This is a genomic window from Paraburkholderia bannensis (assembly GCF_014200455.1).
Taxonomy (GTDB): Bacteria; Pseudomonadota; Gammaproteobacteria; order Burkholderiales; family Burkholderiaceae; genus Paraburkholderia; species Paraburkholderia bannensis_A.
In genome coordinates this window covers 342,639-358,437 of record NZ_JACHBW010000005.1, presented here as the reverse complement: position 1 = coordinate 358,437, position 15,799 = coordinate 342,639, and the positions used below count along the sequence as shown (strand labels likewise).

The 15,799-nt window shown below is 60.1% G+C and carries 11 protein-coding genes and 1 pseudogene; 1 reads left to right on the top strand and 11 read right to left on the bottom strand.

Annotated features, from left to right (window positions below; translation table 11 throughout):
* The 8 genes from F4827_RS11385 to F4827_RS11350 form a co-directional block, all read right to left on the bottom strand.
* The coding region (locus F4827_RS11385; RefSeq protein ID WP_221303651.1) for an ImcF-related family protein at nt 1–2,219 on the bottom strand (2,219 nt) is incomplete at its 3' end.
* Between the two features lie 26 nt (nt 2,220–2,245).
* Nucleotides 2,246–2,536: a PAAR domain-containing protein gene (locus F4827_RS11380; protein ID WP_183723755.1), complete on the bottom strand. Its 291-nt coding sequence runs from the start codon at nt 2,534–2,536 to the stop codon at nt 2,246–2,248.
* Between the two features lie 28 nt (nt 2,537–2,564).
* A complete protein-coding gene (locus F4827_RS11375; protein WP_183723756.1) occupies nt 2,565–3,854 on the bottom strand; it encodes a hypothetical protein in 1,290 nt (429 codons plus the stop codon).
* Nucleotides 3,855–4,052: 198 nt separating this feature from the next.
* On the bottom strand, nt 4,053–4,949 hold the full coding sequence (locus F4827_RS11370; RefSeq protein WP_183723757.1) for a T6SS immunity protein Tli4 family protein: 897 nt from the start codon (nt 4,947–4,949) through the stop codon (nt 4,053–4,055).
* Complete coding sequence (locus F4827_RS11365) at nt 4,946–5,155, bottom strand: hypothetical protein (RefSeq protein WP_233178055.1); 210 nt, start codon at nt 5,153–5,155, stop codon at nt 4,946–4,948. The genes F4827_RS11370 and F4827_RS11365 overlap by 4 nt, the downstream gene beginning before the upstream one ends.
* Before the next feature lie 262 nt (nt 5,156–5,417).
* On the bottom strand, nt 5,418–6,314 hold the full coding sequence (locus tag F4827_RS11360) for a T6SS immunity protein Tli4 family protein (protein ID WP_183723758.1): 897 nt from the start codon (nt 6,312–6,314) through the stop codon (nt 5,418–5,420).
* Complete coding sequence (locus F4827_RS11355; RefSeq protein ID WP_183723759.1) at nt 6,311–8,101, bottom strand: triacylglycerol lipase; 1,791 nt, start codon at nt 8,099–8,101, stop codon at nt 6,311–6,313. The genes F4827_RS11360 and F4827_RS11355 overlap by 4 nt, the downstream gene beginning before the upstream one ends.
* 33 nt (nt 8,102–8,134) lie before the next feature.
* The gene (locus F4827_RS11350; protein ID WP_183723760.1) at nt 8,135–10,597 is read right to left on the bottom strand and encodes a type VI secretion system Vgr family protein; all 2,463 of its coding nucleotides are present in this window, start codon (nt 10,595–10,597) and stop codon (nt 8,135–8,137) included.
* Between the two features lie 341 nt (nt 10,598–10,938).
* Between F4827_RS11350 and F4827_RS11345 the strand changes: the two are divergent.
* Nucleotides 10,939–11,139, top strand: a pseudogene (locus F4827_RS11345) (hypothetical protein); the annotation flags it as partial.
* Here the strand turns inward: F4827_RS11345 and F4827_RS11340 are convergent.
* From F4827_RS11340 to F4827_RS11330, 3 genes are read right to left on the bottom strand one after another with little or no spacing between them, the layout of a single operon-like run.
* Nucleotides 11,134–12,768, bottom strand: coding sequence for a methyl-accepting chemotaxis protein (locus F4827_RS11340; RefSeq protein ID WP_183723761.1), 1,635 nt, complete (start codon nt 12,766–12,768; stop codon nt 11,134–11,136). The pseudogene F4827_RS11345 and the gene F4827_RS11340 sit on opposite strands and share 6 nt — an antisense overlap.
* 13 nt (nt 12,769–12,781) lie before the next feature.
* Complete coding sequence (locus F4827_RS11335; RefSeq protein WP_183723762.1) at nt 12,782–13,090, bottom strand: hypothetical protein; 309 nt, start codon at nt 13,088–13,090, stop codon at nt 12,782–12,784.
* A gap of 41 nt (nt 13,091–13,131) precedes the next feature.
* A complete protein-coding gene (locus F4827_RS11330; RefSeq protein WP_183723763.1) occupies nt 13,132–15,663 on the bottom strand; it encodes an EAL domain-containing protein in 2,532 nt (843 codons plus the stop codon).
* Between the last annotated feature and the right edge of the window lie 136 nt (nt 15,664–15,799).

The window sequence follows — 15,799 nt, the reverse complement described above, 5'->3', positions numbered from 1 at the left end:
TGCGCGCCGGCCGCCCCCTGGAACGCGAGCGACTTCATCAACGCAATCAGCGGGGACTGGCGGGCATCGGCGATGAGCTTCAATTGCCCGACGGCTGCGGGCAACGTGGGCGCGGCAGCGCACCGGATGCTGTTCATGAAGTCCTGCCAGCGCTCGGCGTAGTCGGAGAAGTAATGGGCGCGCAGGGCGGCACGCAATGCATCCGGCGTCATGGCTGTGCCCGCCTGCGAGCTGCCGGAGTTAACGGAGTTAGCGGAGTTGCCGAGCACCCAGTTGCCTTCGACGCCATTGTGTTTCGCTGCGTCATCGATCGCGGCTTCGATGGAGCCTTCCCACGCCTGGCGCGTAAAGACGCCCGGCACCGTCGACGAGGTCGCGAAGAGCCCACGCGTGTCCGTGCCCGCGGTCAGCGACGCGAGGGTCTGGTCGGGGTACTTGTGGCCGACCGAGTCGAGAATGCTCTGATAGATCGTGTCCTCGGAGTTCCTCACGCCGATGATCGCAAGCAGCGTCTGGCGCGCGTTGCCCACGAGATCCTCGCGCGGCTGGATGCGCCAGTCGGGATGCGCGGGGAAATGCTGCGCCCAGAAGCCCAGCAGTTGCGCGGACAGGTCGAGTTTTTCGCCGGGGCGCAGACCGGTATCCGGATTCCAGTGCTGCCCGAGCTGGGGCGTCATGAAGGTGGGATCGGCGCGCTGCGGATCGGCCATCATGAGGTAGGTCTTGAGCGCCTGCTGGCCGTCCTGTGCCACCTGGCTGCTCTGGATGTCGACTTGCGCCGTCGACATCTGGCCGAGATCGACAAGCTGGCCTTCGATGTCCTGCTGGACGGGGGAGACGAGCAGTGGTCTGGCAGCGCGTGCGTAAGGCGCCCACAGTGCGTTGAGTATGGCGTGGTCGTGGTTCAGGCCGAAGCGTGTGAAGATCGGCGTATGTTCCTGCACGCGCGTCTCGTGCAGGGCGATGCGCTGCTGGAGGCCGAGCAGGGCGCGCAGACGGGCCGGGGTGTCGCTCGCGCGGTTGAGCGCCTGCAGCGACTCTCTGGTCAGCATGACCTCGTGGGCGTTGTTCATGCCGGAGATGAGCATGCCGGCGCTGCAGAGGCCGATGAGCACAAGCGCAACGGTGGAAGCGATCGTGACCGGGTGGGTCCAGGTGCGGCGGCCCGGTGTACGGTTTGCGGCGTCTGCGAGGTAGCGCCACAACGGCAGACGGGTGCTACCGGAAGAATCGGACGGCGATGCACCGGACATGGCCAGCGGAGCGAAGAACACACCGGCGACCGGCAACGCCCGACGCTGCCAGTCGGAAAGGCCAGAAATCCAGCGCGCTAGCGGGGTCGTACGGGTATCGAGCCGCTTCGAGAGATCCGAGGCGTAGGTATCCTCAGCATTGCTGGCGATCTGGAACACGCTGCGGTCGGCGAGCCGGTCGCGCAGCTCGAACAGGGCAGTTTCAACAGCGGTTGCGTTGAGAGGCCGGGTGAATTCGCATCCCGTCACGGGCGTGTCGATCCGATGAACTGCGTCAGTGCCTGCGATATCAAGGACAAACACCGGTGCCGACCAGCTCAGAACTTTCCTGATGCGCGCAAGATGAAGGCCCCACGAATTCTTCTCTTGCGAGCGCTCCGGCAACAGTGTGCCGTCATCCAGGACGAGCACAATTGCATCAACCGGACGGCTCCATCGAAGCCAGCGGATCTGGCGCAGCCACTGATCGTTAATGCTTTCATGCGGCGGGGTAGAACCCGACAACAGTACCGTTTCGTTGGAGGCGAGCCATCCGCAGCCCTCGATTTCAGGTATCAGGCGATTGACAGCCGTGTCCTCACCGATGAGCAGAAGCCATGGCTGACGATAGCGCCACCGAAATCCGTTCTGCGCTCGCAATAGCTGGCGAAGTGGCTTCAATGTCGGGGATGACGTCTGACTCTTCGTAGCGACTGCGGGTACACCAGCTTGCGTTGTCTTCGCAATTGCTGGTCCGCGAAGCTGCAACAAGTCCCGGAGTCTGCGTAACGCACCGAACCAGCGAACGAGCCCGTCGAAAGAAACGACAAGTGCCAAGAAAAGTGCGCCAAGCGATATGCCGATCAGCGCAAAGCCTTTTGCATTGGGCGTAGTGATTCCCAATGCGCCTCCCCAGATCAGAATGGCACCTGCAACCACTATTGCGAGAAGTACTATCACAAGCAAATCAATATGCAGTTTCTTCATTGGTTCACGCTCTGGTACGGGATAGCTCACAGATCCATATACGAGGCGTCCTGTGATGGAATCAACAGCGGACTAGGACTGCATCGACAAACACATAGGTCGTCGCTTAAGGCTGCTTCTCTGCCATCAGGCGCGGTCATCGGCAGTCGTCGCCCTGCGCAGACGATTCTTCCAATCGTGTTGCACGCAGGACACCAGACCGGATCGTTCTCGTAAGCCTGCTCACGCCCGTTAAGCATGTCGTTCGAATCCCCGTTTTGGACTATGCCGCCCGCCGTGGTTGAATCGCCTTTCACAATGTCGTAGCGTCGCGTCATATCGCACTGCCTATGATTCAGGTAAATATCAGGTTACGGGTGAGACCGCTGAAACGGGTGGCTCTGCGGTGGAAATATTGCAAAGCACTGCGCAGTCGATAGCGCCCCCTTGGCCAGCAAAGACAACCTGCCGTGGCGCGGTTGCGGAAAGAGATTTTGCTGAACATGCAGCCGCAAGCCATGGGGCTGCAATGCCCGCATAGCCGACACGCGCATCAAGATCGACCGGCTGGATTTCCAGCCCCGACTGGACCGCGGACGTACGCAGAGCCCCTGCCTGGATTCGGTCGAGACCTGACTGCCATCCGCCCGAGATCTCGTCAACGGTCGAACTGGCCCATTTCAACGCATACGCGAATGCGCCATTTGAAAGATCGAATGGCCCATGAACCGGCCGATGAAAGTTTGCTCGACGCATAACCTCGTGCTGGCGTGCCAAACTATCCGGCATTAACAACAGGGCGACGCCAGCCTCAGCAGTACCACCAGGAGGAGAGGCTCCCATCAGCGGATGCAGTTGGATGGCGACGACCAGCTTCGCTTGCTTCTCCAGCCCAGCCTCAAGCTGGTCAAGCCAAAGATCAAGCAACTGCAGATTCGCGGGCTCTGCGACCTGTTTAAAATGGCACGAAGAGCAAAACCCAAAACTATTCCAGCATTCCAGCCACAGCGCCTGGTTGCTCTCGCTGGACGCCATGCTTGAAACTAAGAGATGCACACACAAATCGGTCCTCACGGGCAGCGCATTGATCGCTCCTGTAAGCTCCCCAAGCATTTCATTGAACAGCCATCTCGTGACATCGATGTGCCGTTTCAGGTCATCTTCAGACGTGCCAGCGCGCAAGGCAACACCCGGCACCTCAAGCCAGCGCACCTTCCCTGGCTCGCTGTCATGTGCAAACAGCGCTTGAACCGTCAGTCTGAGCGCACCGGACTGGAGTCCCATAACAGCGTTCTCGTCGGGACTCGCCGAAAATCTATGCGACACACCCAATACCGCTATCGGCACACTCGCTGCAGCGAACACTCGATCGTTGTACTGCCGCGTAGCCTGGTTATCCATCTGTGTATCCAGAATGCGTGCTGCGTAGTGCTGATATCGCAACAATACGATGAGTGCGGACAGCCCGACTGGGAACAGAATCAGAGTGCCCCAAAAATCGAACGTATGGGTCGACATATTCTTTGGCCAGAGCATTAGCACGAGGAAAATGCCAACAAGCGATAGAACCAGAAACACGACAATCCATACAACCAAGGAAGGGGGCTTGCCTGTCTCAGGTTTCTCGATTGGCAACAGCGAAAAATCGACCGCCATATCACACCGTGAATTGATGACGCATGGGCGGCACGACACGCGCCGCCTTCTCGGCGGGAGAGGCAAAGACATCATCGCAGAGATACCGTATCGCGGTGCCTACTGACAGGCTACGCAGGGGTGCAGCATCAACGGGTGGTATCAACGCCGCAGCCGGGAAGGCGGTGATCCCCATGATGAACCTACGGCGGGACGTGCTCATACCGCACCCGGCCGCAGGCGGATAGAACTCACCAGGGTGTCCCACAGTTCCAGCGCCTCGCCATCACTCGAAAAGGACTCCCGGTTCGTGGCATACGCACTTTCGCCGACCTGAAGCGAAACGTTCATGTTCGGTTCGGCCAGCGAGTAATCTTTGCCCGGCGCTTCCCATTTGAAACCATAACCGCGCTTTCCGTTCTGGGTACCGGCAACAAGAATCTCGTCTGCCTGGATAGGACCCACTGGACGAGCGTGATTGCGCAGTTGCGCGAGTCCTGCTGCCGCACCGAGCATGCTTGTCAGAATGCCTCCGACACGCTGACGGAGTCCCTCTTCGACAGCTCCTACAAAGCTGCTGACCTCCAGCGAAACGTCGGGTTTGCCTTCTAGCTGAATCAGCAGACGCCAGCTTTCATAGTTGGGGAAATCGTCAGCTAGCATCGCATTGCCCGCAACAAAACCAATTCCCTCCGGAGTCTGGCCGGCAGGAATTTCACGCCATTTCGCGCTGCAGCGCTTGAAAAACGTAATCGCCTTTTCCCTGTTGCTTAACGGAATTGCATCTTTCTGGTATCGGATAATGCTGCGTCCTGCCTTGAAATATGTATCCGACGCGTAGATGGTTTCGTCGTACGGTTCACTCCACGAAAAGAGTGCCACCGAACCATTCGCCAGCAATACACGATCGACAAAGGAAGGCTTTCCAGATTTCTGCAGCTGTTTTCTTAGCTCAGCCTCTCTCCGGGCAACAAGCTGCGCAATTTGGCCATCGTCGCCCGCAGCGACTCGCTCCAGTGCATCTTTGCCGTATTTCCAGCTCTCAACCAGTTTGGCACCTGTCGGAACGTCGACAAAGTGACGTCCGATTGCGTGGGTCTTCCAGACTGAATTCATGCGGACTCCTTTTTATGCCACTGCGCCTGCTTGGCGATCTTGATAATTGCGTACATCGTCGCAAAGAGCGAACGCTGGTGCTTGTCGGCGTAGCTGCCCTGATGGTCATAGCCGAAATACACGTTCTGCGTGCCAGGATTGTCCTGCCCATGTGCAAAGCGACAGGCAATGCCTGCCTTGCCCGGTCCAGAAACACGACAGTCCATACAAGGAAGGGAGCTCGCCTGTCTCAGGTTTATCGATTGGCAACAGCGAAAAATCGACCGCCATATCACACCGTGAATTGATGACGCATGGGCGGCACGACACGCGCCGCCTTCTCGGCGGGAGAGGCAAAGACATCATCGCAGAGATACCGTATCGCGGTGCCTACTGACAGGCTACGCAGGGGTGCAGCATCAACGGGTGGTATCAACGCCGCAGCCGAGAAGGCGGTGATCCCCATGATGAACCTACGGCGGGACGTGCTCATACCGCACCCGGCCGCAGGCGGATAGAACTCACCAGGGTGTCCCACAGTTCCAGCGCCTCGCCATCACTCGAAAAGGACTCCCGGTTCGTGGCATACGCACTTTCGCCAACCTGAAGCGAAACGTTCATATTCGGTTCGGCCAGCGAGTAATCTTTGCCCGGCGCTTCCCATTTGAAACCATAACCGCGCTTTCCGTTCTGGGTACCGGCAACAAGAATCTCGTCTGCCTGGATAGGACCCACTGGACGAGCGTGATTGCGCAGCTGCGCGAGTCCTGCTGCCGCACCGAGCATGCTTGTCAGAATGCCTCCGACACGCTGACGGAGTCCCTCTTCGACAGCTCCTACAAAGCTGCTGACCTCCAGCGAAACGTCGGGTTTGCCTTCTAGCTGAATCAGCAGACGCCAGCTTTCATAGTTGGGGAAATCGTCAGCTAGCATCGCATTGCCCGCAACAAAACCAATTCCCTCCGGAGTCTGGCCGGCAGGAATTTCACGCCATTTCGCGCTGCAGCGCTTGAAAAACGTAATCGCCTTTTCCCTGTTGCTTAACGGTGTCGCGTCGTTCCGGTAGCGGATGATGTTGTTCCCGACCCTGAAATATACGTCTGTCGCATAAATTGTTTCATCGTACGGTTCACTCCATGAAAAGAGTGCCACTGATCCATTCGGCAACAATACGCGCTCAACGAACGATGATTTTCCAGACTTCTGGACTTTTGCTCTTAGCTCGGCCTCTCTCCGGTCCACAAGCTGTGAAAATTGAGCGTCGCCGCAGGGAGCGAGTCGCTCCAGTGCGTCCTTATCATATTTCCAGCCCTCAACCAGTTTGGCACTTGTCGGAACATCGACAAAGTGACGTCCGATTGCGTGGGTCTTCCAGACTGAATTCATGTGGACTCCTTTTTATGCCACTGCGCCTGTTGGGCGATCTTGATAATTGCGTACATCGTCGCAAAGAGCGAACGCTTGTGCTTGTCCGCGTAGCTGCCCTGATGGTCATAGCCGAAATATTCGTTCTGCTCGCCTGGGTTGCCTTGCCCATGTGCAAAGCTACCGGCAATACCCGCCTTGCCGGGTGCAGCCCCTGAGTAGTACGGCACGGTACCATCACCAGGGCAGTCGGGAGCGCTGAGCGTCAGCTTGACCCCGGATGTGGTGGTCAGCGTGCCCTTGCCATCGTCCCGGTAAACAGCGATCTGCGACGGATCAAGACTGCCGATACCTGAGCCTTCCCATGCGACTTCTCCCCACGTGAACAGGTCATCAGCTTCCAGCAGGCAAGTACCGAACAGACCATTATGTTCCTTCGCCGGTTCAACTCGTATACCTTGCGCTCCGTAGTGAGCGTAGGTCGGGCTCTTGTATTTCTTTTCAATGGATTCGTGAAACGCACGGACTTTCTTGATTACCGTGGTCAATTGATCCCGCTGATTACTACGGCCAGAACCGAGATCAGTTGGCTTCTTGCTTGCCGGATCCATCAACCCCTGGTTGCTTTCCGGCACCATGCCATACCAAGCAGGCGACAGGTAAATCTCGTTGTAAGGATCTCCTCCCATCGGCAGGGCCAGAATCTCCGCACCAACCTTATCCGTATTACTACGCTTTTCCCGCACCTTCAGCCAAGGCTGGCCATCGTTGTAATCCGCGGTCGGCAGCAATTCCAGGCCGCCCGGTGACTGCGACAGGATGGCCACTACATCGGCAGCATTGCGGCCAAGAATGACTTTCGCTGGGCCTTCAAATCCCGAGCGCATGCGTTTGTAGGTAGCCGGGGCACCAGTGGCAGGCTGCACGCCATGAGAAACCCCCATCACCTTGTCGCACTGATGAATCTCCGTCAGAGCCCGACTGACAAGGCCGCCCATCGAGTGCGTGACGACAATCACCTTCTCCGCCAATGGCCGGTCAGGTCTCCTGCGACGAATGCTACACTGCTCCGCCCCTTCACCATCAGGCGCCTGAACGGTCGCTTCCCTGCCTTCGTTGTAGTAAGGCAGGATAGTGTTCTCGATCAGATCCCGGATCGCCGCGCCAGAGTCAACGTTGCTTTGCAGCCAATTGTAGCCGCCGGCCCAGACATCAAACTGGTAATTCGCCGCATGGAGTACTTCTTCGCTGGTGAGCGCCTCACCGCTGGACGCGCCCCATTCCGTTGGCACTTGTTGGCTGTACTTGTCCGCCCACTCCTTCAGATCGGCTTCGCAGCGCTGGAAATCGAACTGCGCAAGGGCATTGAGCTGATGCTGCAACTGGCCCATAAATGGATGATAGGACGAGCGCATCAGCGCACCCCAGCCACGCACCACCAGAACCTTCTTCGGCAGGCCACTTTCACCTGCGTCAATTGGACCGGTCGGGTCGATCTCGGCTTCACTGGTCGCGAGATCGCTCGCACGATCCTTTGTAGACTTTCCCATATAGCCAAAAAGCTGCGTAATCATATCCAATGACCCACGCAGGTCGGCGTTCGGCGGGTTCCAGACGTTTTTTTTGCCTTCCTTCTTTCGCAGAAGCGTACCCATAATTCCTGGCAGAAAGACCACCGGGATAACGTACGGTTTCGAAAGAACGACTTTCTCGCGCACGTTATCGGTCGGCGTAAGGGTAGCCGTCGCATATTGATCGCCACTACTGTCGACGATAATCTGATGAAGCACCGGAGAACTATCACTCATGGTTGGTCTGGAAGAGTCCCGTTTTAGATGCCATTAGTCCAACGTCCTGATCTGAATACCCTCTACCAGAAGGCTTTTCTGCAGGGGCGTTTTGCCAGCCGCATCAGTAACCATTCTTAGTCGCGTACCATCGCCGCGTATTAACTCGATCGCGGTGTTCGCAAGGGGCTCACCGGTAGAGGGATTGCGCAGAACATAGGCATCGTTGAAATCAGCATGCTTCCAGGTGTTCATGGATTCAGAGAGCGAAGCCGGCCCTTGCCTGCTAAAAGCCGCTGATTTGATCGTCCGGTCTCCGCGTGTGCCATCCTCAATGCCAATAGAAGAAAGGCGAATATACGACCCACCGCACTTGAGCAGAAGTTCACGGCTTGCTTCAATGACGACGCAACCATTTACGCTGCTTATGGTCATGTTTTTGTCTGACTGCAAACTCATCTCGTCACTCTGGGCCTGAATCTGGACCTTCCCTTTCGCAGCCACTAGTAGCATTCCAAGTTTCTCGGCGAACATCGATACGACTTCGCCAGCTGCCACCGTGAAACGTTTCAGAACGCTGAGTTCAACATTCCTGCCAGCTGATGCGGCAATGCTTTGCTCCGTAGCGATTTGCACACCGTCGGTAGCCACAACGGCCGCTGAAGCGGGAGTGCTCATCAGCAGACCTGGCTTCTTTAGCCCATCCAGATCGTCCTTGACGCGCTCTTGTACGTCCGTGTCGGCAGCAATAGCCTTGGCACTCGCGGCGGAGGTGGCAAGTGTCCTCGCAAGTTCCAATGCGCTCTCAAGCTGCGCAATGGTCTCCTGCATGTCGAGTTGCTTACCCGTAGCACCGGGCCGGTCATAGGTTGTGAGGTGCAGGCCCTTACCCGCACGGCTCACCCCATAACCGGAGGTGCGAAGCTCAAAACCTTCGCCCCTGTACTCAAGCTTCTGGTTCACCAGATAGCCGAGATTCAGTTGCGATTTTCCCGAGTGCTCCGTGCTGAGCTTGATGCCTTCCTGTCCCTCCCAATCCTCCATGCGCAGCTTGTTGTTGCTCTGCGTTCGGATCATGTTGCGGGAGAGCCAGCGCCGGTCGCTCGTCACCAGGTCGCGGGCCTGCGAATGGTGATGGAAACCGCTGATTTCAGGCTTATCCGGGTCCCCGTCCCGGAAGGTAATCTTGGCCTCGTCGTTATCCAGCGCGACGAAGTGCATGCCAGTCTGCAACTTGCCTGCGAAGGGTTTCGCCAGCCGCAGCGGCACACTCTCGCCACCCTTTGGCCAGTCACCAAAATCAGCATCGAGGCGGACGACGTAATAGCCCGCGGCGTTTAAATAAGCATAGGTGTATTTATCCGGGCTGCACACGCGTGCGCTAAGCGTGCCGGCGATTTTGGCCCACTTCCCGGGTTCGAACTGCAAGCGGAAGCGCCGGTCGGCAGGGATGGCCTTGTAGCTGTTCGAATAAGCCTTTTCACGCGCACCGCTGTGGGTGATTTCGGTGATCATCTGCCCCTGCGGCGCATCGGGCAACACGATATCAGTTTCGAGCACGCGCGCGCACTGCAGCGCGACGATGTTGCTCTCGCCTTCGTAGATCACCTGGCGGGCCAGCGCTGCCTCATGGCGGAGTTGCGCCTGCCACCTGGCACCTTGCTGATCGAGGTGGCCAGTCCCGTAAATGTACGGCTGGCCGTAAGTCGTTGGGTCCTGAGGCGCAACATTCGCCTGATCTCTGTATCGTTCCCAGGAAGACTCGGGGTTGTAGTCAGCGACCTGAACTGACTGTGACACAATCTCGGTGTGGGTCTTTAACGTCGTAACGGACTCGATCCCACCTGCTTCAAGCCCGGACGCCTCGCGATACGGGACGATCAACCGCGGGTCGTAGATATAGTGATCAATATCGTCGCCAAAGACGATCTGGTCGCCGTATTCGGTCTCGACGATGTAGCAGTAGATGCCGCTCTTCTCCATGAGCATATGCACATAGTCGAAGTCCGACATCTGGTACTGGAAGCGCCACAGCACTTTCGGATAGCTACCACGCAGCCGGAACAGCATCTGGTGTTCGCGAATGCCGTGCGTACGCAGGATCTTCTGGATGATCTGCGGAATCGTGAGATGCTGGAAAACCTGGGTGTTGGTGCCAGCCTGCAGACGGGCAAAGTGAGACTTCAGGACCACCTGGTATTTGGTGTAGTCCTTCGTGGTCTGCACGGTGGAAAATCGCTCGATATAGCCCGAAAACGCTCTCGTTACCCCATCGTCAGAAACGATTCTGAATATCGCATCGCGATTAAGATATTCGGTGCGTGCAAGCTGCTGCGGATGGGTCAGTTCGATGGTGGTTACGTTTGGCTCGCCCATCTTTTCGGTGGCGGAAAACGACACGACCGACAACGCGGCAGCGCTTTCCGTCCCCGGCACATCGAGAAAGTACGCCTGGCGACCCGGGATTGACGTCAGGCTGGATAAGGACTGCTTCGCTTCATCATACAAGCCTGCCATCGTGCATCATCTCCCGACCGGATAAGTAATGCTTTCTCAGGCCATGCGCAATGAATTGATTAGTCAGCACGCACGGCACCCATGTCTCGCTGGATGGAAGGTACACTGCGGCATACCCCGCAGTGAAGGGGTCGGGGAGCTTTTGATGAGGTCGCGTTACCTTCGATCAAATCGCGGTAACTGGCAGCATTTCGCGCTGGTTTTGAGATGGGCTGCGTGCTAGAACCCCCTAATCCTGTGGGGCCGGGGTAACTCAGAGGCACGTCGCCTGCAGCCAGGTAATCCGCGATTCACGCCAATCGCAGAACACAGCGCGCCGGACTGAAACGGGACGCCTTACCGGCCAGCCCAACCTGTTCGGCGACTGGTGTATCGCCGACGTCGATCTCGCGCTGATGCTCAACCGCCTCGTGCTCAACGGCGACGCCGTGCCCCCGCCGCTGGCCGATTACGCGCGCTATCAGTGGCAGCGGCCCACGGTGCAGCGCTGGCTGGCGCTGGAGCGGCCGCCGCGCGACATCGGCATCGACATCGCGCTATAACGCGACCGTGCCTGACGCGAACGTTTCGAGCGGTGCGCCTGCGTTTTTCAGGGTCTCGCGCATCTTGCCGAGCGCGCCAGGCTCACGCAGCCGGAACGTCGCGACGGCCTCGGCCATCAGGCTCGCCTGTTGTTCGAGCGACCCGGCGGCCGCAGCGGCCTGCTCGACGAGCGCCGCGTTCTGCTGGGTGACCTGATCCATCTGGCTCACCGCCTGCTCGACCTGTTCGATGCCGGCGCTCTGCTCGACCGTTGCGCTCGCAATCTCTTTCATCAGCCCCGAAACCTTTTCGACCGACTCGACGATCTCCGCCATCGTCTCGCCCGCTTCGCTCACGCGCGCCCGCCCGCCATGCACATCCTTCACCGAGGCGTCGATCAAGGACTTGATTTCGCGCGCCGCCGCCGCGCTGCGTTGCGCGAGCATGCGCACCTCGCCCGCCACCACCGCGAAACCGCGTCCCTGCTCGCCCGCACGCGCCGCTTCGACTGACGCATTGAGCGCGAGAATATTGGTCTGAAACGCAATACCGTCGATGATGCCGGTGATATCGGCGATCTTGCCCGAGCTGCGCGTGATCGCCTCCATTGTCTCCACGGCCTCTTCCACCACGCGGCCGCCGCGCTGCGCGACTTCGGCGGCGCCGGCCGCAAGCGCGCTGGCCTGATTGGCGTGGTCGGCGTTCTGGCGTACCGTGGCGGTGAGTTGCTCGGTGCTCGCCGCCGTCTGTTCGAGCGAGGCGGATTGCTGCTCGGTGCGGGTCGACAGATCGAGATTGCCCGCCGCGATTTCGCGCGCACCCGTGTTGATCGCATCGCAGCATGTGCGCACATTGCGCACCGTCTCAGTGAGGCCGTCCTGCATGCGGCGCATGGCGTCCAGCAACTGGCCGATTTCGTTGCGCCCGCCAGGCGCGATCGGCACTGCGAGATCGTTGGCGGCGATCTGATTGAGGGCTTCAACCGCAAGCGCGAGCGGCGTGGTGACGAGACGGCGCAACGCCAGGTGCGTGGCGACGACGAGCACGAGCGCACCCGCTAGGCCAATCGCGACCATCGCCATGACCCAGTCATGCTCGCGCACGCCCTGTGCGAGCGTCGCGCGAACCGTTGCGTCCGCATCGGTATGGAAAGCAGCGATATCGGCGTTGAGCTGCGCGCCCGCATGTGCGATGTCGCCGCTCGCTAGCGTGGCGTAGGCGGCAGTATCGCCGCGTTCGAGCGCATCGGCCGCGCTTCGCAGGCTGGCAGCGAGCGTTGCTTGTGCTTCGATCACGGCGGCGCGGCGCGACGACTGTGCGCCCGACTGGGCCGTCGCGCGCAACGCGTCGCCTTCGCGCGAGGCCTGCGCGACGAGATTGCGCGCCTCGTTCAGCGCCCCGTCGCGCGCCGCCGTATCGCCTTGCTCCTTGAGCGCGGCATAAGCCCGCGCGAGCGCCGCCTGCGCCTGCGCCGCATCCCGGCCCAACGCGTCGGCCAGCGCGGACGCACCCGCGGCTTCGTGCACGCGATGCGCGGCTTCGTCGGCGCGGCCGATCATCAGGACGCCCACGGCTGCCCCTGTTACTAGCATCGCCGCAAAGGTGCACAGCACCGCCAGTAGCCCGCTTCGAATCGTCAGATTACGCATGTTGGCGGCTCCTTCAACGCGGCGCAGCCGCATTGTTGCCGAGACGGTTCAGCAACATATTGCTCTGTTCAAGCAGCGTGGCGCGATAGTCGCCCGGCAACACGGCTTTATCGGTGTCGTCCGCCACGTCGAGCGCATCGCCGATCAGCACGCGAAACGCCTCGATGGTGCGCTCGATCTGCGCAGCCGAGAGTTGCGGCAAGACCGCCTCGGCGAATTTGCTCATCACGACCACGCTCGCGCCAAAACGCGAAATGGCCTTGCCATGCGAGCTGACGAGCGCCGTCATCGATCGCAGCAGCATCTCATCATGAGTGGTCACATCACTCTCCAGATCAACAGGATTACGAAACATCATTCGATTTATAAGGTCTCACATGACATGCCGAAAGCTGGCATCGCGCGCGGCATCGCGGCGGCAGGACCGGGGCGGGCGAGCAGAAAGCCCTGCGCCCGATCGCAGCCGATCTCGCGCAAAAACTGGAATTGCCGCGTCGTTTCCACGCCCTCCGCCACTACCGACACGTCGAGCGACTTTGCCATCGCCACGATCGCGCGAACGATGGAGCCGTCGCCGCTCGCCGCGTCGCCAATCTGCGCGAGAAAGGAACGATCGACCTTGAGCGTGTCCACCGGCAGCTTCTGCAAATAGCGGAACGACGAATAGCCGGTGCCAAAATCATCTATCGCGAGGCTGATGCCGCGCGCCGCCAGTTCCTGCAATAGTGATTCGATGCCGCCGTTCGCCGAGGTCATCGCCATGCTTTCGACCAGTTCGAGTTGCAGCCGGTTGGCGGGCAGGCCGGTTTCGGCGAGTGTCGTGGCCAGTTGCGGCAGAAAGCCGTCGTGCAGACATTGGCGCGCGGACAGATTCACGCAGATGCGCCCGAAATCGAAGCCTTCGTCCAGCCAGGCGCGTGCCTGGCGGCAGGCCTCGCGCAACACCCATGCGCCAATCGGCACGATCAATGCGGATTCCTCTGCAATCGGGATGAACTGGTCGGGCGGCACAAGACCGCGTTGTGGATGCTGCCAGCGCACCAACGCTTCCACGTTCGAAAACCGGCCTGTCTTCACATCGAATTCGGGCTGATAATGCAGCAGCAATTCATTGGCGTCGATCGCGCGATGCAATTGCGCTTCGAGCTGGATGCGCTCCATCGCGCAGGAGGTCATCGGCGCAGCAAAAAACTGGAAGTTGTTCTTGCCCGCATCCTTGGCCTCGTACATTGCGCGATCGGCCTGCATCAGCAGTTGCTTCGCGCTGCGCGCGTCGTCGGGAAACATGCTGATGCCGATGCTCGGCGTGACGAACAGCGTCTGTTCGGCGGCGCGGATCGGCGCGGCCACGGTAGTCAGCAAGGTCTCCGCGATGCGGCCGACGTGACGGATATCGTCGATATCCTCGATCAGCAGCGTGAATTCGTCGCCGCCCAGCCGCGCGACCGTATCGGTTTCTCGCACCGCATCGCGCAGACGCCTGGCGATCACGGTGAGCGCTTCGTCGCCGATGCTATGCCCCATCGTGTCGTTGATGAGCTTGAAGCGGTCGAGATCGAGAAACATCACCGCGACGCGCTTGCCGGAACGGCGCGCGCGTGCAAGGGACAAGGCAATGCGCTCGGTGAATAGCGTGCGATTCGCCAGGCCCGTGAGCGCGTCGTGGGTGGCGAGGTAACTGAGGCGCTCCTCGGTTTCGCGGCGCTGCGTGATATCCGCGAAGATCGCCGCGTAGTGCGTGCAGCGGCCATGCGCATCGCGGATGCTGGAAATCGTCAGGTATTCGAGAAAAATCGTGCCGTCCTTGCGACGGTTCCAGATCTCCCCCTTCCAGTGCCCCGTGACTTCGATGCTTTGCCAAAGCGCCGCATAGAAGGCCGGCCCCTGACGGCCCGAGCTGAGCAGGCTCGCATTGCGGCCCAGTGCGTCATGCTCCGTGTAGCCCGTGAGGCGCGTGAAGGCGGGGTTGATGCGCTCGATGTTGCCACGCAGATCGGTGATCATCACGCCGTCGAGCGTCGATTCCACCACCTGGTCTGCGAGGCGCAGGCTTGCGCGCGATTCGAGCAACGCGTCGTCGCGTTCGCGCAGCGCGTCCTGCAATTCGCGCACGTATTCGTGTTCGAGGTCGCGCAGGATATCGGCGAAGCCCAGCAGACCGGTCAGTTCGCCCGCTTCGTCGAGCACGCCAACGTGCCGCATGCGATGCTCGATCAAATACTGGCGCGCCGAATAAAGGCTGCGCGAGTGGGCAAGCGAGCGCAGCGGGCGGCTTGCGTAGCGGCCTGCTTCGACGCTCGCCTGTTCCAGCGCGCCTTGTGCTACCGCGCGCACGACGTCGCGCTCGGTGAGGATGCCGAGGCCGCCGTCGGCATCGCGCACGACGATCGCGCTCAGGCGGCGCTCGCGCATCTGCGCGGTGGCTTCCGCAAACGGCGTATTGGCATCGATGCAATGCGGGCGCGGCGGCTTCGCGCAGGCAAGTGTGCGCAGGCGCAGGAAGCACTCCGGACCCTGGCTCATGACGAGATCGGTCTGCGTAACGAGACCGAGCGGTTGGCCCGCTCCATCGACGGCGAGGCAATGGCGGATGCCCTCGCGCGCGAACAGCGCGGCGGCCTCGCGGGCGCGGGTCTGGGCGGGAAGCATTCGCACCGGCCGGCTCATCGCGGTAGAGATCGGCCGGTTGGCGGCGGCTGCGTGTGTGTTCAGTGCGAGCGCGTCGCGCTCGGTCCAGATGCCGATGGGCCGCCCCGCTTCCGCGACGACGATCGCGCTATGGCGATGCTCGGCCATCAGTCGTGCGGCTTCGCGGATCGTTACGTCGGGTCCGCAGGCGAGCAGCGGCCCGGATAGAAGGCGCCCGATTTCGACGTCCAGCGTGTGGTGTTGCATGTCGCGCCCCGTACCGCTCGTGTTTGTCTTTTTGAGATGCGGTGAAGTTAGCAGGCGGGAGGCGTTGATTGGATGATCTAGATCAAGGTTGTAGGGAATGGTGATGCGTTGTGCGCGCTGTGCTTTGCGTTTTGCG